The organism is Micromonospora sp. NPDC047527 (assembly GCF_040643015.1).
Taxonomy (GTDB): Bacteria; Actinomycetota; Actinomycetes; order Mycobacteriales; family Micromonosporaceae; genus Micromonospora.
Genome location: NZ_JBEYTK010000001.1, coordinates 54380 through 75800, shown reverse-complemented (window position 1 = coordinate 75800; position 21421 = coordinate 54380). Strand labels below are relative to the sequence as shown.

Annotated in this window: 14 protein-coding genes; 7 read left to right on the top strand and 7 right to left on the bottom strand. The window is 69.5% G+C overall.

All coding sequences use genetic code 11. The features are described 5' to 3' along the window. Positions 1-36 precede the first annotated feature (36 nt). Both ABZ808_RS00375 and ABZ808_RS00370 read right to left on the bottom strand, forming a co-directional pair. The gene (locus ABZ808_RS00375; protein WP_356998760.1) at positions 37-1374 is read right to left on the bottom strand and encodes an MFS transporter; all 1338 of its coding nucleotides are present in this window, start codon (positions 1372-1374) and stop codon (positions 37-39) included. Between the two features lie 302 nt (positions 1375-1676). Further along, positions 1677-4448, bottom strand: a complete 2772-nt coding sequence (locus ABZ808_RS00370) for an AAA family ATPase (protein ID WP_356998757.1) — start codon at positions 4446-4448, stop codon at positions 1677-1679. Positions 4449-5109: 661 nt separating this feature from the next. Between ABZ808_RS00370 and ABZ808_RS00365 the strand changes: the two genes are divergently transcribed. The 3 genes from ABZ808_RS00365 (at position 5110) to tuf (ending at position 8001) form a co-directional block, all read left to right on the top strand. Next, the gene (locus ABZ808_RS00365) at positions 5110-5514 is read left to right on the top strand and encodes a GNAT family N-acetyltransferase (RefSeq protein WP_356998754.1); all 405 of its coding nucleotides are present in this window, start codon (positions 5110-5112) and stop codon (positions 5512-5514) included. Further along, positions 5511-6119: a sigma-70 family RNA polymerase sigma factor gene (locus tag ABZ808_RS00360; protein WP_356998752.1), complete on the top strand. Its 609-nt coding sequence runs from the start codon at positions 5511-5513 to the stop codon at positions 6117-6119. The genes ABZ808_RS00365 and ABZ808_RS00360 overlap by 4 nt, the downstream gene beginning before the upstream one ends. Positions 6120-6813: 694 nt before the next feature. Beyond that, complete coding sequence (tuf, locus tag ABZ808_RS00355) at positions 6814-8001, top strand: elongation factor Tu (protein ID WP_356998749.1); 1188 nt, start codon at positions 6814-6816, stop codon at positions 7999-8001. A gap of 295 nt (positions 8002-8296) precedes the next feature. Here tuf and ABZ808_RS00350 read toward each other — a convergent pair whose 3' ends face one another. From ABZ808_RS00350 to ABZ808_RS00340, 3 genes are all read right to left on the bottom strand, one after another. Then, positions 8297-9241, bottom strand: a complete 945-nt coding sequence (locus ABZ808_RS00350; protein ID WP_356998746.1) for a type II CAAX endopeptidase family protein — start codon at positions 9239-9241, stop codon at positions 8297-8299. Between the two features lie 3 nt (positions 9242-9244). Further along, positions 9245-9820, bottom strand: coding sequence for a hypothetical protein (locus ABZ808_RS00345; RefSeq protein ID WP_356998744.1), 576 nt, complete (start codon positions 9818-9820; stop codon positions 9245-9247). Positions 9821-9982: 162 nt separating this feature from the next. Beyond that, positions 9983-10990 (bottom strand): protein kinase, encoded by a 1008-nt coding sequence (locus ABZ808_RS00340; protein ID WP_356998742.1) that lies wholly within the window; start codon positions 10988-10990, stop codon positions 9983-9985. Between the two features lie 234 nt (positions 10991-11224). On the opposite strand from ABZ808_RS00340, the gene ABZ808_RS00335 reads away from it, so the two are divergent. The 4 genes from ABZ808_RS00335 (at position 11225) to ABZ808_RS00320 (ending at position 17026) form a co-directional block, all read left to right on the top strand. Then, positions 11225-14044: an AAA family ATPase gene (locus ABZ808_RS00335; protein WP_356998740.1), complete on the top strand. Its 2820-nt coding sequence runs from the start codon at positions 11225-11227 to the stop codon at positions 14042-14044. 181 nt (positions 14045-14225) lie between these two features. Further along, positions 14226-14876 (top strand): NAD(P)H-binding protein, encoded by a 651-nt coding sequence (locus ABZ808_RS00330; RefSeq protein ID WP_356998738.1) that lies wholly within the window; start codon positions 14226-14228, stop codon positions 14874-14876. 298 nt (positions 14877-15174) lie between these two features. Then, positions 15175-15606 (top strand): ATP-binding cassette domain-containing protein, encoded by a 432-nt coding sequence (locus ABZ808_RS00325; RefSeq protein WP_356998736.1) that lies wholly within the window; start codon positions 15175-15177, stop codon positions 15604-15606. After that, entirely contained in the window at positions 15503-17026 is a 1524-nt protein-coding gene (locus ABZ808_RS00320; protein ID WP_356998734.1) for a hypothetical protein, read from the top strand. Before ABZ808_RS00325 ends, ABZ808_RS00320 begins: the two co-directional genes overlap by 104 nt. 446 nt (positions 17027-17472) lie before the next feature. Here ABZ808_RS00320 and ABZ808_RS00315 read toward each other — a convergent pair whose 3' ends face one another. Then, entirely contained in the window at positions 17473-17850 is a 378-nt protein-coding gene (locus ABZ808_RS00315; RefSeq protein WP_356998732.1) for a hypothetical protein, read from the bottom strand. Between the two features lie 569 nt (positions 17851-18419). Beyond that, complete coding sequence (locus ABZ808_RS00310) at positions 18420-21341, bottom strand: AAA family ATPase (RefSeq protein ID WP_356998730.1); 2922 nt, start codon at positions 21339-21341, stop codon at positions 18420-18422. Between the last annotated feature and the right edge of the window lie 80 nt (positions 21342-21421).

The following is a 21421-nucleotide window of genomic DNA, read 5'->3' as shown; positions in this document are numbered from 1 at the left end:
CCACCTCCGGCCCTCCAGTCGCATAGCGGGGGACTTTCAGTCCACCGGGTGGTTGGGGATCCTCGATCGGACGGCCAGGCCGTACAGGCAGGCCAGCCCGGCCAGGATGCCGAACAGGACGAACGGGCCGGCGGGGCGCCAGTTGTCGTACAGGGTGCCACCGGCGGCGAACGCGATCATGATGCCGATGCCACCGCTGAGCGCGAACGTTCCGATGACCGAGCCCCGGGTACGGCTGGGAGCCTGTTCGGCGATCAGCACCTGACTGGAGATGACGGCGCTGACCTGGCCGAGCCCGATCAGCGCGGCGACGGCGTAGCCGAGCGGGCTGAACGGGTCCCCGACGAAGATCGTGGCGGTGTAGCCGAGGGCGGCGGTCCCCAGGGAGATCAGCACCGCGTCGGTGCGGGACAGCCGGTCGGCGATGATGCCGATGGCCGGTGCCCCGATCAGCGCGATGCCGTTGGCCACTCCCAGCAACAGACCCGCCTTGGCCAGCGCCTCGGCCTCGCTGAGCCCGAGGTGCTGGGTGCCGTACTGCTGTGCCCAGAGGGTGAGGTAGGCGCCGACGAGCGCCAGGTCAGCTCGGGCGACGAAGGCGCTGAGGTAGGCGAAGGAGACGCCGGGGCGCCGGATTTCGGCTACGCCCTCGCGCAGCAGCCTGGGGATCGGGATGTGCTCGGAGTGCGTTGTCGCCAGCCCGCCCCGGAGGGTGAGCCGCATCAGGATCGCGGTGAACAGGGCCAGCCCGCCGACGATGAGGTAGGTCGCCCGCAGCGCGGCGATCGCGTCCATCCCGATGCCCTCGAAGATGTCGGGCAGTTTGATCAGCACGAAGAACGTGACGAGCGCGCCGAGACCGTTGCAGAAACCGAGAATGCCGTTGGCTCTGCCGCGGGTGCTGTCCCGGACATAGTCGGCGACCACGGCCGTGAGCATCACGGTGACCATCGCCACGCCGACGGCCGCGACGCCCCGGGCCAGGTAGTAGGGCAGGACCGAGCCGAGGAACGGTGCCATGCCGACGCCGAGGCCGAGCAGGATGTAGCCGCCGACCACGATCGGGCGCCGTCCGAGGCGGTCGGACCAGGCACCGGCCAGGCCGACCGCCGCGATCAGGACGATTTCGCTGATCAGCCCAGCGGTGCCCACGATCGAACCCTGCTCCCCCTTGGGCACACCCAGGACGGAGGTGAGTAGTGCCGTCTGCGCGGCCGGGATGAACGTGAACGTCATGATCGACGTCAGCGCCAGCCAGTAGAACCCGCTGATGTTGGTCCGGGTCGTGCCCGGTGAGAGCTGGAGTGGGCCGAACGTGGTGGTCTGCTCGCCGGCCTCCGGCGCGGCGGCGGTGTCTTCCTGGCTGCGATGCACGCTGGTCCCCCTGCCCTGTGATGGCATGAATGGAAACGCTGTTTCCACACACTAGCGGGTCAGGGCCCGGACGTGATGGCGTCGGTGCGGCGCATTTCTCGCCGCCCGGTCCCGGTCCGGCGCCGTCGACCCGTCCCCGGTTGCGGACGGGCGACAATGGCGAGATGTCAGCGAGGAGACACTGACCGTGATGGCACCGTCGATCGCCGTAGAGGGCCCGGCCTGGGGCGGACGTTGCCGCGACAGCTGCCAGGACGTGATTCATGGCAGCACGTCGGGCGCTGACCCACCGCCGGCCGGTGCTACCCGCGGCCTGCCCAATCAGCAGGTGCAAGTTCTTTGAGCTGCCTGCGGGAGGTGATGCCCAGCTTGCGGAAGATGCTGCGCAGGTGGGCTTCGATCGTGCGCGGGCTCAGGAACAGCTGTGCGCCGACCTCCCGGGAGGTCGCTCCGGTGGCGACCAACCGGGCGATGTGCAGCTCATGGGCGGTGAGCGCGTCGGTCGGCTGGGCGGCGCGTTTTCGTGGGTGTTCACCGGTGGCGCGTAGTTCGCGGGCGGCACGCTCCGCGAACGCCTCCGCACCCATATCGGACAGCAGCTCGTGGGCGGTGCGAAGTTGTTCGCGGGCCTCCCGACGGCGGCCCTCGCGGCGCAGCCACTCGCCGTAGACGAGATGGGTACGAGCGAGGTAACCGCCCATTCGGCTGTGCTTGAGCTGCGCGATCGCCTCGCGGTACTGATCCCCGGCTGCCGATCCGGTGCTCGTGAGCGCCTCTGAGCGCGCCGCCATTCCCAGCGCCCACGGCGTCCCGCTGGCACGAGCCCGGGAGCAGAGCTGTTTCATCGCCTCGACCGCTCGTTCTGGTCGACCGGCGCGGGCAGCTGACTCGATGAGCTCGAAGTGGACGAGGTTGCTGAGCGCCAGCTCTGGGGAATTGAACGCCCGTGCCGCAGCGTCCTGCGCGGCCGGATAGTTGCCCAGCCCGTTGTGGAGCACCGCCATCGCGTACTGAGCGAAGGAGGCCTCCGTACTCTCGTCGGAGAAGGCGGGGTCCTGGGCGGTGAGGGCGTTGAGCGCCGTGGTCTCCGCCTGGTCGCCACGCCAGGCACTCAGGATGATGTGAGCGTGCCGCAGCTGTACGCCGCCGGTGGCCTGCGTGATGGTCGTCGCCTCGGTGGCGAGCTCGCCGGCTCGGGCGAGTTCGCCCATCAGGACCAACGTGATGGACAGGAAGCGCAGCGAGTCCGGGAGCTTCGTCAGCGCACCGGCCTCACGAGTCAACTGGACGTTACGGCTGGCCAGTAGGTAGAGCAGCTCGTCGTCGAGGATTGCCACCGCGTTGCGGCCGGCCAGCCGCAGCCAGCGGTCGCTCTGGCGGTCTTGCTCGGGGTCCGTGAGCGGGCTGTTGCGAAACGCCTCCAGGGCGTGCCGCAGCCTAGGCGCTCCCGCCGCATATCCACCCGTCAAGGTCTTCGTGAGGCCATCAAGCAACAGGTCCGACGGCTGCGGCGACCCTGGCGGTGCAGGTGCGGCCCGAGCGGCCTCGGCGACCTCCAGGACGCCGCGGTCGGAGTCACCGGCCACGAGCGCCGCGTCGAGCGCGTGCAGGTAGGTCTCACGGGCCAGGGCCGCATCGAGCGGGGTGAGGGTCCTGGCTGCGTCCAGCAGCATTTCCGGCACCTCGCTACCGCGCGTGGTGTGGAACGTGACCTGGGCACGCAGTAACTTCAGGCGGGCTGCTTGCAACGCGTCCAGCGGCCCGGCGGCCGCGATCGTCAACAGCCTCAGGGAGCTCTCGGGCGCACCGGCCTCGTGCTTGGCGTGCGCGGCTACCAGCGCCCGTCTCGTACGGTCGGCCGGCTCGGGAGTCAGCTCGGCGGCTTGCTGCAGGAACGCCGCTGCGGCAGCCCACCCGCCGCGGGCTCGCGCCCGGTCGGCCAATTGCTCAAGTTCTGCGGCGGCTTCCTCGTCGGTGCCGAGCACGGCCTGCGCACGGTGCCAGGCGCGCCGGTCGGGGTCGAGCTGCGGGTCGGTGGCAGCGGCCAGCGCGCGGTGTGCGCGGCGGTGATCGGGTGGTGTGGCGGCCCGGTACACCGCCGAGCGCACCAGCGGATGGCGAAACCGCACCCGGGTGTCGATCTCCAGCAGTCCGGCGGCTTCGGCGGGTGCGGCCTCTTCGCGGGCAATCCCCAGGTGTGCGGCCGCGCGCCACAGCAGCGCCGCTTCGCCAGTCGGCTCGGCGGCCGCGACCAACAGGAGCAGTTGCGTCTCGACGGGCAGGCTACCTGAACGGCGCTGGAAGCTCTCCTCGATGCGGTGAGGAACGCTCAACGCGTCCGGCAGCTCGAACCCGCCGGCCAGCTGCGTCGGCGGCGTGCTTCGGGGAAGTTCCAGCAGCGCCAAGGGGTTGCCGCGCGACTCGGCGATGATCCGGTCGCGGACCCCGTCGTCCAGCGGTGTGGGGACCGCGGCAGCCAGCAGCGCCTGCGCGTCGGTCTCGCCGAGCCCATCCAGGCGCAGCTCGGGCAGCCCGGAGAACGGGCGAACGTCGCCTCCGTCGTGGTCGCGCAGTGCGAACACCAGCGCCAACTGCTCGGCCGCCACCCGACGTGCCACAAACGCCAGCACCTGGGCGGATGGCTGATCGAGCCACTGCGCATCGTCGACGAGGCACAACAGTGGCCCCTCCTCGGCGACCTCGGCCAGCAGGTTAAGGGTCGCCAGCCCGACCAAGAACCGGTCCGGCGCGGCACCGGCTCGCTGCCCGAACGCCACGCCCAGGGCAGCCTGCTGCGGCTCGGGTAGCGCACCCGCGCGGTCCAGCAACGGCCCGCACAGCTGGTGCAAACCGGCGAATGCGAACTGCGTCTCAGACTCCGCTCCGGCCAGAATCTCCGCCCGGAACCCCAAAGGAGCCGCGACGTCGCGGGCATACTCCACCAGCGCCGTCTTCCCGATGCCCGCTTCCCCGCGCACCACGAGCGCCCCGCTGCGCCCCGCCTGCGCCCGGGCGAGCAGTTGCTTGACCGTTTCGCGCTCCGCGTGCCGGCCTAGAAGATTCGCCAGTTTCATTCCCACTCGAATCTGTCGGCACTGTAAAAATTAGGTAATTGTCACCGACGCGAACCCCGTCCGCCAACCCCCGTTCTAAACCGTGGACGGGTGGGCGATTCGGTCGCCGCATGCCGGGCCTGCCCGCACACCGGCCCTTTTGCTGGTCTGGCACGCCCTGGCAACGGCCATCCACCTCTCTGCACGGTGGCGACCGGCGACGACATCAGGGGCTTCCACCGACGCGAAGGCGTCGCCGCCGATGCCAGCCTGAAAACACGCCATAACCGGCAACGACCGGACCAGCGCCAGACCTCGTCCGTCCGGGAACGGCCCTGACCCGCGAGGTCGCCCCCCGCTTCGGACCGTCGACGCGAAAGGAACCGCCATGTCTGTCAGCGCTGTCATCGACGTTGCCAGGCGGAACCTCAGCCGCAGCGGTGTTCGTGCCGAGTCGTGTTTCACGAGTGCGGCTGGGTCGCCGACCGGACTTGTATCAACGTGGCGAGTCGGTGATCGAGAGACGGCGAGGTCTCCGGTAGATGATTCTTCGACCAGGAAGAAACTGAGCAGTGGAGACCTCACGGCCAGCGCTGCGGTAACGAGGCGGCACGCCGTGGCGGCTAATCATGGCCGGATTGCAGCTGACACGGACGCAATCAGCATCTCGAAAGGACATCGAATGATTAGGGAAATCCATGACAACACCGGGGCGCTCGTAACGGTAGAACTCAACAAAAATCGCCCGATCGGCACCTACACCATCAGCCTCACTGAGGGATCACCCGTCGGGCGTGTGGACTTCGTCGACTCCGCCAAGGTGGATGGTGAGCGAATCGTATTCCACACCGAAGTGGACCGACAGTTCGGTGGACGGGGCCTGGCCGGGCTGCTGGTCCGCGAGGTGCTCGCGGACAGCATTCGCACGAGTGTCACCGTCGTTCCGGTGTGCCCGCTGTTTGCGGACCATTTAAAAAGGCATGGTCATGAGTTCGTCGCGGATGGCGGCAAGTTCCGTCCTCCGACACCTGCCGACTTCGCGCTCGTCAGGCGTGCTACGAAGCCCCACGTTTCTTCTCCGCGATGAGGGTGCAGGGAGGATCATCAATGACCGCGCACACGATCAGCGAGCAGCGGACCAGACCGTGCGCCGCCCAGAAACTCGACCCGCGCCCGCCCACCGACCTGCCCCTCGCAGGGGAGCCCAAGCGGCACTACCGCGACCGCACCTGGGACGTCCAGGCGCCCTGCCGTCTTCAAGAGTTGAGGCTGACCATCCTCGACGCCAACAGTTCACTGCTGCGGGTCCTGGGCCGCCCGCCGACGGTTGCCGACATCGCCGCCCACCTCAAGCTCACCGAGGACGAGGTCCTGGAAGGCCTGGAGGGTGCCCGCGCGTACAACGCGGTGTCGCTGTTCACGCCGACCGGCGACGGCGACCGGGCCGCCGAACTGGATGACCTGCTCGGCGGTGAGGATGGCAAGTTCGAGCTGTCCGACCTGCGGGTCGCTCTGGGCACGGTGCTGGCCACGCTCACCGAACGCGAGCAGCGGATCCTCACGCTGCGCTTCTACGGCAACCTGACCCAGTCGCAGATCGCCGAGCAGATAGGCGTGCCCCAGATGCACGTGTCCCGGTTGCTGGCTCGGGCCCTCGGCAAGCTGCGCGAGCAGTCGGACGGGACGTACTAGTGGGCGCGGACGGCGGCCCGGGCACCGTTGTGCGTCTGATAACAGATCCCCCTACCGCAGGCGTCAAGAGGTGCCTTCCTTGCCGCGGTCGGTGCTTTCCGAGGTGTCGTACGACCTGCCGGTGCGGGCGCCGCCAGGGCCGGCAGCATTCATTTCTCATCGCCGGGTACGGCTGTCCACGCCTCCCGGGGATCGACCACGGTCGGCGACGTTCGGCCGAGCCCCACCCACGCCCTGCACCCGGTCACCGCCCTCACCGCCATGTGAGACCTCTCCCAACGCGCCGACAATCAGGAACGTTCGACCGGACGGCGTCGCGTCGCACCAATCATCGGGGGCAGCCGCACTCGAAGATCTCGATTGCGGCTTCGACGCCGATGACTGGCAGAGAAGGGCCGGGAATATCAGTCGCCCCTCCCGAGGTTCAGAGCTAGCGTGATCGCCATGTTCGGCACCGTCGGCTCTGTGCGGCCCGCAGGTTTCCACCTGCCGGCTGCCGCTGACGTGTGCGCATGGCTGGCTGATACCCGAGGCTGACCCTCCTCCCGCTCCGGCAGAACCACGGAGGAGGGTGGCCCGGTGGTCCGGCGCGCTGGTGAGCGCGCCGTGACATGCGGTTCTGGCGCGGTTTCTCGCGGAGTGGCATCCGCCCGCGTTCGTCGTCCGCCAATTCGTCTCCAGTGTGGAGCTCATCATGGCCAAGAGCCAATTCGTGCGCGCGAAGCCACACCTCAACATCGGCACGATGGGTCACGTCGACCACGGCAAGACGACCCTGACGGCCGCCATCACCAAGGTCCTCGCCGACCGCGACCCCGCCGTCAACCGGTTCGTGTCCTTCGACGGCATCGACCGGGCGCCGGAGGAAGCGGCGCGCGGCATCACCATCAACATCGCCCACGTCGAGTACGAGACCGAGACCCGGCACTACGCCCATGTGGACATGCCCGGCCACGCCGACTTCGTCAAGAACATGATCACCGGGGTGGCGCAGGTCGATGGCGCGATCCTGGTTGTCTCCGCGCTTGACGGGGCGATGCCGCAGACCCGCGAGCACGTGCTGCTCGCTCGGCGGGTCGGCGTGCCCTACCTGGTGGTGGCGATGAACAAGGCCGACGCCGTCGAAGACCCGGAACTTCTCGACCTGGTTGAACTCGAGATGCGGGAGTTGGTGTCCGAGTACGGGTTCCCCGGAGACGAGGTTCCGGTCGTACGGGTGTCGGCGCTGCGGGCCCTGGAGGGCGACCCACGCTGGGTTTCCTCCGTCATGGAGCTGCTCGACGCGGTCGACCGGTACGTCCCGGTGCCACCCCGCGAGCTCGGCGAGCCGTTCCTCATGCCGATCGAGAACGTGATAACGATCTCCGGCCGGGGGACGGTGGTGACCGGCGCTGTCGAGCGGGGCGTGCTCCGTGTCGGCGACCCGGTCGAGGTGGTCGGTCTCAGCTCAACGCTGTCCACTGTGGCCACTGGGCTGGAGACGTTCGGCAAGTCCCTGGCGACCGCTGAGGCCGGGGACAACGCCGCCGTGCTGCTGCGCGGGGTCAAGCGTGACCAGGTGCAGCGGGGTCAGGTGGTGGCGCTGCCGGGCAGCGTCACGCCGCACCAGCGGTTCCGGGCCAGGCTCTATGCGCTGACCACCGCCGAGGGCGGGCGCCACACACCGTTTCTCGCCAACTACCGGCCGCAGTTCTACTTCCGCACCACCGATGTGGTCGGGTCGGTAGACCTCGGTGATCTGACGATGGTCCTGCCGGGTGACACCGTCGACCTGTCGGTGGAGCTTGGCAGGCCGATCGCGATGGATGTCGGGCTCGGCTTCGCCGTCCGGGAGGGCGGCCGTACCGTGGCCGCCGGCACCGTGACCGAACTACTCGACTGAGCTACGTGGCAGGGCCCCTTGCCGGCAAGGGGCCCTGCCACGTACGGCCCTGCTCAGCTGCGCTGGCCGAGCCCTCCGTAGGACCGACTCCGTGGCATTCCACCGGCCTGTCCCTCGCGGTGAACGCCGCAGCGAACCGCTCACCTGCGGGTCAGTACCCGCTCAGCAGCGCACGCCGTACCCCGATCTTCGGTTTCCGTGTCTCTCGCAACTCGGAAACCTGGACGGGGTACGGCGTGCGCTGTTGATCAGGGTCGAGACCCTTCCACGAGAACGTCACGGGTGCCATCGTTGGCTATCCGCGAGCTGCGGCCCTCGAGAGCGCGGACGCGGGTCGAACGGCCGCCGAGTCCGGTGTTCGCAGAGGGCCGCTGCGCCGGGTGCGCAGCCAGACCACCAAGGCGGTGATGACGACAACTGCGCTGGGAACGAGGACACCGATCGTCGCGGCGCCCGCTGCGCGATCCGTGACGACGTTGGCGATATCGGTGCGCAGCGCAGCATCGAACACGAAGGACAGGGTGTTGTACCCCGCGTGTAGCACCACTGCGATCTCGATACCCCCGCTGCGCCAGGTGATGAGCGTGAGCCCGATGCCGAAGATCAGGTACCAGAGGTTCAGCCAGATGTCGGTCGACAGGTGGACGACCGCGAAGGCAACGCTGGAAACAAGCACACCGGCGGCGAGGCCCGTCCGCGCTCCGCGCGTCCAGCCACTGGCGACGCGGAAGATGAGCCCACGGAACCCGTATTCCTCACCCGCGGCCTGCAGGGGCGTGAGCAGGAGCGTGGCGAGGAGTATCCACAGGACGTCGGTGTAACTCCATTCGGTCTGCGGCAGCGGGACCCAGTAGTGGAACGCCATGACGGCAACCCACGCGGGGGTGATCAGAAGCAGCGCGCGCCCGAAGATGTCGAACCGGAACCGCGAGATCACCGAGTGCAGCGACGGGCCTCTCACGCCGTAGAGCCACCGCTGGATGAGCATGCTCCACGGGATGATCAGTGCGACGGAAACCATGCCGGCGGTGTGCATCAGAGGCGTCCACTCGGTGCGGCCGTCGGTGTCGACGGCGGAATCCACGAACGCCGCCATCAGGCTGAGAGCGACGCCGGACAGCGTCATCCCGCCGATCAGAAGCACGATCGCGAGGATCCCACGACCGATACGACGTCTCTCCCCGGCCAGCACCCTGTGGTACTCGACATCGTGCGGAACGGTATGCGTTTGCTCGGTCATGGCTCACGCCACCTCGACGACGTAGGTGAGCGCGGCCCACGCCAAGAGGGTGCCAAACGTCGTCCAGATGACGATGGAGATGGCCTGCCAGAGCAGGACCCACCGGCGTGGAGTTCCGCCGCCCACGAGGATCGCCGACATGATCTGGGTCGGAATGGCGAGAGGACCGAGGATGCTCGCGCCGGGGACGCCGAAACGCACGAGCCATCTGTTGAAGCGCCGACGCCCCTTCGACTCCGGCTTCGTGGCTGCCGTCTCCTGGTACGTCTCCCCGAGGGCGCTCGATCGCGCTCCTGCGCCTCCGCCCACCCCGACCAGGCTGTCTCGGCGATCGACGATGGTCGTCCTGGCGCGTGAGGTGACCGCGACGACCAGCAGCACGCACAGAAAGTTCCCCGCGGCTGCTGCGACGCCTGCGACAATCGGATGGAGACCACCGGCTATGCCGATGATGGCCGCTCCCTCACCTTCGACGAACGGGATCGCGCCCGCCAGCATGACGATGAACGGCTGGACGATCCCGGGCACTTGGGCGACGAGCTCCTGGAAGTTGCTGATGAGCTGCTCGATGGGACTCATGTCTGGTCCTCACTTTCCTGCGATGTGGGTGCGTCGTGTGGCGGCGCGGCAGTCCTCGCCGTCGAGGGAGTCACGAAAGGTGCGCAGGTGGCGTTGACCTCGCCTGCGTGCGTCCAGAGCGGCCAGAGGTGGTGAGCCAGCGCGGACCGTTGCCTAGGTGGATCACAGGGTGGCCTTGTCCTTGTCACGGGCGGGTCGACGAGGCGAGTGGTCCGATGGCGATGCGGTGGAGATCGTCGATGTCAGCGCAGTGCGCCACGACGGGTGGACCGGAATCGCGTTGTCCAACGCGTCCATGTCGGTGCGCTCGTCCGCACGGACCAGGCCCTTCGCCGCGGACTGGAGCGCCTCCCTGAAGGATCGGGCGCTCTGGAACCGGTCCTTTCGGTCTTTGGCGAGCGCCGTGAGGAGAACCGCGTCAATCGCCGGAGTCACCTCGGTGCGGTAGGCACTGGCGCGCGAGGGCTCCTGGTGCACGTGCTGATAGGCGACGGCAACCGGGTTGTCACCGACGAAGGGTGGCCGCCCGGTCAGCAGCTCGTAGAGCAGGCAACCCGCGGAGTACAGGTCGCTGCGGGCGTCGGCGACCTCACCGCGCACCTGTTCGGGAGAAAGGTACTGGGCGGTTCCGAGGAGTTCGTGGGTCTGCGTTGCCGGGGCGGCACCACCCTCGACACGCGCGATGCCGAAGTCCACGACCTTGATTGCGCCGTCGAGAGTGACCATGACGTTGGCGGGCTTGATGTCGCGATGGACAACGCCTGCACGATGGCTGAACTCGAGTGCCGACAGGACCGCTATCTGATGCTGGATCGACTCCTCCAGCGTGAGCGCGCCCTCGCGGAGTCGGGCCCCCAGCGACTGGCCGGCGACGTACTCCATGACGATGAACGGAACGGTCGGCTCGTCCGCCCGGCTGCCTTCGACGTTCTCATGTCCGACGTCATGAACAGCGACGATGCCGGGGTGATTGAGGCGGGCGACGGCCTGTGCTTCCCGCCGGAACCGGGACCGGAACAGCGGATCGCGGGCTAGCTCTGCGCGGAGCACCTTGACCGCGACCCAGCGCTTGAGCCGGATGTCACGAGCCAGGTGAACAACGGCCATGCCGCCCCTGCCCAGGACGTCGCAGAGCTCATAGCGTCCGCCAAGCACACGATCCGTACTCATGGGTCCTCCCAACTTTCTCGTTGTCGGTGTACCGGGAACGGGTTCGACGTCTGGTCTTCAGACGCCCGCCCCGGGCTCCGGAGTCCATCAACTCCGGGTACGCCGGGGTCCGGATGCCCGATCCTGGCGACGTCATCAGGCTCGCACCGCAGGCCGAGCCCTCGCGTCGGTCACCACCACGTAGGTCCTCACGGCCCAGCGCCACCGAGAACCACTGAGGTGGCAGGTGCTAACTTGCAGCTTCCGCACTTCGCATCAGGGACGCCTACGGTGTCGGCTACTTACATCTGGCGCGTTGACGGGAGGCACAACGTGACGGATCTCGTAGGCCGGCGTTCAGAGCGTGACGCGGTCGAGAAGCTCCTCTCTCTGGCTCGGTTCGGGCGCAGCGGCTCTCTCGTGGTGCGCGGAGAAGCCGGCATCGGGAAGACCGCCCTGCTCGAGCACGCCCACCAGACGGCACTCGCCTCGGCCTTCCGGGTGGAGCCCTTGGCCGGCGTCGAGTCCGAGACGCAGTTCGCGTTCGCTGGGCTGCACCAGTTGTGTGCTCCCCTGCTGGAACGCACCGGCACGCTGCCCGAGCCGCAGCGGACCGCCCTTGGGGTGGCGTTCGGACTCCACGCTGGCGCCGCACCGGACCGGTTCCTGGTCGGGCTGGCCGTCCTCAACCTGTTGGCCGAGGTCGCCGAGGAACAACCGCTGCTGTGTCTCGTCGACGACGCGCAGTGGCTGGATGAGGCTTCGGCGCAGGTCCTGGCCTTCGTGGCCCGACGGGTGGGAGCCGAAAGGTTGGCCCTCCTGTTCGGGGTGCGCGACTCCGACGACGGCGACCGCCTTCCGTTCGCCGGGTTACCAGAGCTGGGCCTGGAGCGGCTCGGCGCGTCCGATGCGCGGGTACTGCTCAACGCTGCGGTACGCACACCGCTGGACGAGGGTGTGCGCGAACGGATCCTCGCCGAAGCGGGCGGCAACCCGTTGGCGCTGCTGGAGCTGCCCCGCAACATACGGTCGCCGTACTGGGCCGGCGGGTTCGAGCTGCCCGACGCGCTGAGCGTCCCGCGGCGCCTGGAGGAGAGCTTCCGACGTCGGTCAGCGAGCCTGCCCCCGCAGACGCAGCTACTGCTGCTGGTCGCCGCGTCCGAGCCGACAGGCGACGTGGCCCTGCTGTGGCGTGCGGCCGCGCACCTGGGCCTGGCTCGCGAGGTTGCGACACCCGCGGAGGTCGCCGGGCTGCTGGAGATCGACGTCCGGGTACGGTTCCGTCACCCGCTGGTGCGGTCCGCCGTGTACCAGGCGGCCACCCTTCCGAACCGTCGCCGCGCCCACGGCGCGCTGGCCGAAGCAACCGACCCACAGGCCGACCCTGATCGCCGTGCCTGGCACCGCGCACAGTCGGTGCCCGGAGCTGACGAAGAGGTAGCTGAAGGGTTGGAGCGCTCGGCCGATCGGGCGCGTGCCCGCGGGGGCCTGGCCGCCGCGGCCGCGTTCCTGCAGCGCGCAGCCGAGCTGTCCCCTGAGCCCGGCGCCCGCGCGAGGCGGGCGCTTGCGGGCGCGCACGCCAAGCACGAGTCCGGTGCGCCCGAGGCCGCCCTTGAGCTGCTGGCGGTCGCGGCTGTCGGGCCTCTGGACCCTCTGCCACGCGCCCGGCTGGAACTGCTCCGCGCCCAGATCGGGTTCCACCTGACACGAGACAGCGACGTGCCACGGAGGCTGCTGGACGCGGCCAAGATGCTCGCCCCGCTGGACACCGCGCTCTCCCGCGAGACCTATCTGCACGCGCTGGATGCGGCGGTCATCAACGGCGGCGACGACGCGACGCACATCGCCGCAGCGGCCCTGGACGCTCCTCCAGCCGACGTGCCGGCTCGGTCCGTGGACCTGCTCCTCGACGGCCTCGCGACGGCTCTGACGAGGGGATTCACGGCGGGAGCACCCGGGCTACGGCGCGCCATTGAAGCGATTCGCGACAGCTCGTACGACGGTGCTGGGCGGGACCCTCACAGCGACCGTTGGCTGTGGCTGGCCGGCCGCAGCGCAGTGGCGATATTCGACGACGAGCTGCTTTACCTCCTGGCAAGCCGCAACGTCCAGTTGGCTCGTGAGGCCGGCGCGCTGGCGACGCTCCCCACCGCGCTGAACCTCTTCTCGATCACATCGGTCCTGATGGGCGAGCTCGCCCTAGCCGAACAGCTCGCCGCCGAGGCGGATGCGATCATGCAAGCCACCAGCGGCGTGGAGCTGCGGCATGCTCGCGTCATCCTGGGCGGCTGGCGTGGCGACCAGGCCGAGACCACAGCGCTCAGCGCCAGCACCGCCCAAGACGTCGCCTATCCCGACGGGAGCACTGACGCCTCCCAGGCCCAGTACGCGATGGCGGTGCTCCACAACGGGCTGGGGAACTACTCGGTGGCCCAGGAGGCTGCGGCCCAGGCTTGCACGTCGCGTGAAATGCCAATCATCGGCGCGAGCCTCACGGAGTTCATAGAGGCCTGCGTCCGTGCGGGGCAGCCGGAGCGCGCGACCCAGGCGATGGAGCAGTTCGACGCCCGGGCTCGCGCCAGCGGCACGTCGTGGGCGCTGGGGCTGGCGGCGAACTCACGGGCGCTCATGAGCACCGGATCGTCGGCCGAAGATCAGTACCGTACGGCGATCAAACACCTCGGGAACAGCCGGATGCGCGGCTACCTCGCCCGCGCCCACCTCGTCTACGGTGAGTGGCTACGTCGTGAGGGCCGCCGCCGCGACGCCCGAGATCAGCTCCGCACCGCCCACCAACTCCTCACCGACATGGGAGCGGAGGCGTTCGCGGCCCGCGCCGCACGCGAACTGCGCGCGACCGGCGAGCACCCAAGCACGCGATCCTCGCAGCCGACCGACGAACTGACCGCCCAGGAGCTACACGTCGCGCGCCTGGTGGCCACCGGAGCGACATCCCGTGAGGTCGGCGCACAGCTGTTCCTCAGCCCTCGGACCATCGAGGCCCACTTGCGCAACATCTTCCGCAAGCTCGGCATCACCTCACGCCGTCAACTCAAGGAGCTGCACCTTCCCTGACCAGGCGGGCGCGGGCATCACGAGTATCGGTGATTTCTACCGACGCGAAGCCGCACCGCTGCTGCGAGCCTGATGAGATGCTCCAATCCGAATCGCCCTTCCCGGCAGGCACATCCTTCGTCCTTGAGGAAGCGCAGGTCATCACCACGCTCCAAACGCTGCACGGCCCAATCGGACCGCGATGAAGGTCTTCATCCTGGGCATCAGTGGCGCCGTGGGCAGATTGCTCGCCGATGACCTGTCCAAGCGCGGCGACACCGTATCCGGCTTGGTGCGTCGGGACGAGCAGAAGTTCGAGCTCATGAGGCGGGGCGTCCACGCATCCGTAGGTCAGCTCGCGGACATGACCGTGGACTCCCTGGGATCGATGCTCCGTGGGGTCGATGCAGTCGTGTACACAGCGGGATCGAACGGCGGCGCCAGGGATGTCACGGCAGCGATCGACGGCGAAGGCGTCATCAGAGTTCTTGAGGCCACAACTCTGGCGGGGGTGCACCGCTTCACACTGGTGTCCGTGATGCCCGAGGCCGGGCGCGACCAGGACCTCAGCGACGACGAGGAATTCTACTTCGCGGTCAAAAAGATCGTCGATGTCGTGGTGAGCCAGAGCCACCTCGACTGGCTGATCCTGCGGCCGTCGATGCTGCTTGACCGGCCGGGAACCGGCAGCGTGTCCCTCGGCCCAGCCCAGCCGCACGACGAGATCGCGCGCGAGGACGTCGCCGCCACGCTAGCAGCGCTGCTCCACGAACCACGGATCCGGCGTCAGATCCTCGAACTCACTCAAGGATCAACGCCGATCGCCATCGCCGTCAGCGCGAACCTCCCTTGACGGCCCCTGTACCGCGCCAGAACCCACCGCCGCGCAGCTCGGCCACTCCAGCGAAAAGGTCGACGCCACGTGCACCTGGTTGATCGCCGCCGTGCGGGCCTTGCTCCCCGCGGTGGCGAGTTGGACGAAGGACGGTCGTTGATCCGGTTCCCGGTCGCTCATGCGGGTACCGCCGCTGGTCAGGACCGAGGAAGGGATCCCCATGACCGAGCGGGACGTGGCATGCGGAGTACGGTGATTCCCGGTGCGCCGGGAAGCCTGGTCGGCAGTCGTGACACGTCGTCGACCGGAGGCACCCGTGGCCGCATCCGCCATCCGCACGCAACACCTGACCAAGCGCTACGGGAGGCTGCTGGCCCTCGACCGGCTGAACCTCACCGTGCCGGCCGGCGAGGTGTTCGGGTTCCTCGGCCCGAACGGCGCCGGGAAGTCCACCACGATCCGACTGCTGCTCGGGCTGGCCCGACCGACCGCCGGCCGGGCCTGGGTCTTCGACGTCGACGCAGGTGACGTCGGCGCGGCTCACCGGCTGCTGGCGTACGTGCCCGCCGACGTGGCGCTGTGGCCACAGCTCACCGGCGCGGAGACCCTGGAACTGCTCGCCGCCACGCCGTGGGACGGCCGTCGTGCTGATCGTGGTGGTCGGCATGTCGGTGCTGGTTGCCGCCACCTATGCCAGCACCGTCGGGGATGGGGACGGCGCGGAGGCACTCGCCGCCCTGGCCGGTAATCCCGCGATCCGCACGCTGTTCGGCGAGCCCGTCGGCCTCGACACCGTCGGCGGGTTCACGGTCTGGCGCACCGGCACCATCCTCGCCATCCTGTTGTCGGTGTGGGGTTTGCTGGTCACCACGCGTGTCACCCGGGGCGGGGAGGAGACCGGCCGGTGGGACCTTCTGCTGGCCGGACGGTTGAGCCGGACGGCGGTGCTCGGCCGGCACCTCGCGGTGCTGACGGCGGTGATGATCATGATCGGGTTGGCACTCGCCGTGGCGCTCGCCGCGGTCGGCACCCCGGCCCGTGGGGCACTCGTGCACGCCACGGGTCTGGCGCTGGCCGGTGCGGTGGCGGTCACGGCGGCGGCCCTCGCCGCGCAGGTCTTCCCGGCCCGATCCGCGGCTACCGGAGCCACGCTGGCGTTCCTCGGCGTGGGACTGCTGGCCCGCATGATCGGCGACGGCGTCACCGCCCTCGGCTGGCTGCGCTGGCTGCCACCGTACGGTCCGCTGGCGTTGCTCAGTCCGTACCGGGACGACCGGTTGGCACCGCTGGTCGTCCTCGCGCTCACCGCTGTCGCGCTGTCCGTCGGCGCGCTCGCCCTGGCGGGGCGGCGGGACATCAGGGCCGGACTGCTCACCCCCGCTACCCGCCGGACGCGCCGGCTTCGGCTCCTCGGCTCGGTGGAGACCTTCGCCATCCGACGGATGCTCGGGTCGTTGGCCGGCTGGTCGACCGGGATCGGCGCCTACTTCCTGCTGATCGGCCTGCTCGCGGACTCCCTGACCGGCTTCCTCGCCGACAATCCTCGCTTCGCCGACCTGGCGGCACAGGCCGGCTTCGCCGGTCTCGACACTGTCCGCGGGTACGCGGCGACACTCTTCGCCCTGCTCGCCGTACCCGTCGGCGCGTTCACCGCCGTCCGTCTCGGCGCGTTCGCCTCGGCCGAGACCGGCGGGCGCCTGACCCTGCTGCACGCCGGGCCGACCACCCGCGTCCGACTGCTCCGCGCCGAGATCCTCACCACCACGGCAGGCGCGGCGGTCCTCGTCACCGTCGCCGGGATGGCGGCATGGCTCGGCTCGACCCTGGTCGGCGCGGATCTGCCACTGCCGGCGGCGCTCGCCGGCACCTGGAACGTCCTGCCGGTCGCGCTGCTCAGCCTCGCCGCCGCGGTCCTCACCCTCGGCCACACGCCGCAGGGTGTGGTCGCGTGGGGGGTCGTGCCGACCGCCGGTGGATTCCTGCTCACGGTCACCGCCGACAGCTTCGACGCGCCAGGCTGGGTGCGTGGGCTGTCGCCGTACACCCATCTCGCGGCCGTGCCCTCGGCGGGGCCGGACTGGCCTGCGATGGCCGCCATGGTCGCGGTGGCGGTCATCGCCGTGGCGATCGGCCTTGCGGGATACCGGCGACGCGACCTGCGGCTATAGCGGCGCGCCACGTGAAGCTTCCGGCAGGTGGCCGGATACGAGACCAGCGCACGTGACGTGATCCTGCCCGCCCTGGGAACCTCTCCTTGAACGATCTGGCAACGACCGCAGTGAGCGGCGGCGGCCCGCACCGCGAAGCCCATTGATGACAGGGATGACGATCGTCACCCGGTTGGCCACTCACCCGCTCGCTGCGCCAGTCGGACGCGTCGCAGACCAGCGGGCAATGCTTGCTCGCCCGTCGATGCCGGCGGCCGATGTCGTCACCCAGTTGGTCGCTCGACGCTGAGTGACACGGGCATTGCTGCTGTCCGTGAGGTTGTGGGCATCACCGCCTCTCCGCCGCACGCGTCGTCCCGTGCCACCGGCCCGCCTCCCGGGAGGGGAGCCCGCCACGGCGGGCGAGGCCTCGCCCGGCTGGGCTGGCTGGTGGGTGGGCGGCCCGGTCAGTAGGCATGGTCCGGCCAGTGCGGGTCGTCCCACCTGGCCGGACAGGGAATGCCGAGCAGCCTGATCCGGTCCAGCAGGTCCGGGTCGGCGCCGATCATCCGCAGCCGGGCCGGTGCGTGCTGGAGCAGCCAACCGGTGAGTTCCGCGCGAAGGGCCTCCTCCTGGTCGTCCGTCAACGACCAGGTTCGCCACGGCAGATCGTCGCGGAGCAGGTCGTACTCCCATGTTCCGAACGCCTCGGCGAGCCGTTGGTTCGCCACCGGACTGGTCGCCGTTGCCCAGGCACGAAGCCAGCGGTCGAGCCCGCCGGAGGTCTCCACCAGCATGGCCAGAACCGAGTACGCCGGAACCTCGGCGTCCTGCTCCGTGAGCACGACGAACCACCAGGCGTCCAGGAAGTCGCGGACCGGCCCCGACCACTCGCCGGGCCACTGCTGCCAACGGCCGAGTGCAAACGGCCCAGTAGGTGCGGCGCAGCAGATCCGGGTGCAACTCGACGTCCGCGGTCTTGAGCAGGGCAAGGTCCTGCGCGCTGCCCCAGTGGCACTCGCAGTTGCTGTCGTCGGGGTGTCGGAGAACTATCCCGGCAAAATGCTCCGTGCCTACGTTCGCGTACTCTGCGCGGGACGTTCGGATGCCGGCGCCGCGTAGACGTCCCATCAGCGGCGATCTGGATCGGTCTTCACTCGATCCCCGCTGTAGCTGCGGTCGCGCAGCGCCTGGTGGAGCGAGCAGTTCGCCGTCGACGGGTTGAGCATCGAGCGTATCCAGATCGTACGCCGAGCCGCCGAGGGCGTCGCCGTCGCTGCCCTGTACGGGAAGAGGACGATGCGAGCATCGCGACCGCTCGTAGCCCTGGCTTGGGCTCGCCACTGACGGCACCTTTCACCCGTCCCGGCTGACGCTTGTGAATCTCGCAGACGGCGGCGGGGTGCCGGCCCGCTCAGGGCAGCCGCACATCTTTGAGTTGCCGGCGGGAGGTGATGCCGAGTTTGCGGAAGATGTTGCGCAGGTGGGCTTCGATGGTGCGGGGACTGAGGAACAGTTGTGCGCCGATCTCCCGGGAGGTCGCCCCGGTGGCTACCAGCCGGGCGATGTGCACCTCGTGTGGGGTGAGGGCGTCGGTCGGGTGGGTGGTGCGCTTTCGTGGGTGTTCGCCGGTGGCGCGGAGTTCGCGGGCAGCCCGCTCGGCGAATGCGCCCGCGCCCATGTCCGACAGCAGTTGATGGGCGGTGTGGAGTTGGTCGCGCGCGTCCTGGCGCCGCCCTTCGCGGCGCAGCCACTCGCCGTAGACGAGCCGAGCACGAGCCGCGTCGCCGGCCATCCGGGACTTTCCGAGCCGTTCGATCGCTTCGCGGTAGTGCTCCTCGGCATCAGGCCCTGCGCTGGTCAGCGCTCGTGAGCGCGCGGCCAGGCCCAGCGCCCACGTGGTGCCGCACGCAACTGCGAGTGAGGTGAACTGCTCTAGTGCGAGCGCTGCTCGTGCCGGCTCGCCGGCACGGACGGAAGCCTCGATGAGCTCGGGTAGGCACGCGCTGCTGATCGACGGTTCGTCAGACCTGCACGCCCTCGTCGCCGCTTCCTGCGCGACCGAGTAGTTGCCCAACCCGTTGTGGAGCACTGCCATCGCGTACTGAGCCAGGGAGACCTCCGCGCCCTCGTCCGGGTAGGTGTCATCGCTGGCGACGGCGGCGTCGAGCGCGGTGGTCTCGGCTTGGTCACCACGCCAGGCGTGGAGAATGACGCGACCATGGCGCAACGGCACGCCCCCGGTGGCCTGTGTGATCACCGTGGCCTCGGTGGCCAGCTCGTCGGCGCGGGCGAGATCGCCCGTCAGGACCGATGTGATGGACAGGAAGTTCAGTGCGGCGGGGAGCGTCGCCAGCGCGCCGGCCTCACGAGCGAGCTGGACGTTGCGGCTGGCCAGCACATGGAGCAGCTCGTCGTCGAGGATCGCCACGGCGTTGCGGCCGGCCAGCCACAGCCACCGGTCGCTCTGGCTGCACTGCACAGATTCCGCCTGCGGGCCGTCGCGGAACGCTTCCAACGCGAGCCGTAGACCTGGCACTCCCGCCGCACAGCCCTTGCTCAAGGTCGTTGTGAGCCCGTCGAGGAGCAGGTCCACCGGTCGCGTCGGCGTCCCGGGTGCGGGGGCGGCCAAGGCCGCTTCGGCGATGCGCGCCGCGTCACCCCCTCCGTTGATGATCGCCGCATCCAGCGCATGTAGGTAGGTCTCGCGGGACAGCGCAGCGTCCAACGGGGCGAGTGCCTTGGCGGCATCCATCAGCATGCCCGGCACCTCGGTGCCTCGGGTCAGGTGGAAGGCGATCTGGGCTCGCAATAGGTCGAGATGCGCGCGTTGCAGGGAATCCAGCGGCTCGAGCGGTGCCGTCGTGAGCAGGTCCAGCGCGCTGTCGGACGCGCCGGCCTCGTGCTTGGCGCGGGCGGCTCCCAGCATCCGCCGAGCACGGGTGGCGTGATCGGGGGTGAGGGCTGCCGCGCGCTGCAGGAATGCGGCTGCGGCGGCCAGCCCGCCACGGGCCCGCGCCCGGTCCGCCGAGCGCTCCAGCTCCGCGGCGGCTTCCTCGTCGGTGCCCAGGACCGCTTGTGCGCGGTGCCAGGCGCGCCGGTCCGGGTTGGTCTGCGGGTCGATGGCGGCGGCCAGGGCGCCGTGGGCGCGGCGATGGTCGGGCGGCGTGGTGGCCCGGTAGATCGCCGAACGCGCCAACGGATGACAGAACCGCACCCTGGTATCGATCTCGAGCAGTCCGGCGGCTTCTGCGGGTGCGGCCGCCTCGCGGGCGATCCTCAGCTCGGCGGCGGCGCGCCACAGCAGCGTCACGTCGCCGGTCGGCTCGGCGGCGGCGACCAGCAGTAGCAGTTGGGTGTCGGGGGGCAGATCGTCGGAGCGGCGCCGGAATTCGTCCTCGACGCGATACGGGACGCTGAGGGTGTCGGGCAGCTCGAACCCGCCGGCCAGCTGGGTGGGCCGCGTACTGCGGGGGAGTTCCAGCAGCGCCAGCGGGTTGCCGCGCGCTTCGGCGACGATCCGATCGCGTACCCGGCCGTCCAGCGGTGCGCGGACCGCGGCCGTCAGCAGCATCCGGGCGTCGGGCTCACCGAGTCCGCCCAGGCTCAGCTCAGGCAATCCGGAGAACGGGTGACTGGTGCTGGCGTCGCGTAGCGCGAACACCAGCGCCACCTGCTCGGCTGCCAACCGACGTGCCACGAACGCCAGCACCTGCCCGGAAGCCTCGTCCAGCCATTGCGCATCGTCGACGAGGCACAACAGCGGCCCGTCCTCGGCGACCTCGGCCAGCAGGTTGAGGGTGGCCAGCCCGACCAGGAACCGGTCCGGCGCAGGCCCGTCGCGTAGGCCGAACGCCACGCCGAGGGCGGCCTGCTGCGGCTCGGGCAGCGGAGCCGCGCGGTCCAGCAGCGGCCTGCACAGCTGATGCAGACCGGCGAACGCGAACTGCTCCTCGGACTCCGCTCCGACCGAGTGCTCCACCCGGAACCCCGATCCGACCGCGACGCCACGGGTGTACTCCAGGATCGCGGTCTTCCCGATGCCCGCTTCCCCGCACACCACCAGCTTCCCGCTGCGTCCGGCTTGAACCTGGGCGAGCAGGTGCTCGATGGCGATGCGCTCCGCGCGCCGGCCGAGAAGGTCGGTCATTTCGTTCCATCCGAGGCTGGTTGAGGTCCGTCGGGCCGGAGTTAGGTAGTTCTCACCGACGCGAACCGCAATTCTTCCTGATCTTGATCGCCGCAGCAAGCCCGTGATCTCCACACGAAGCGGCTGACGAAGCGGATGCCGCAGGTCGAGGCGGGCCCCAGGCCCACGGCTTTCATCGCTGGTCAACCGCGTACCGGCCGCCCCTCGCCTGCTACTCGCACCGCCAGCGACCAGCTCGCACCCGACACGGTGAGCTGACGGTGCGA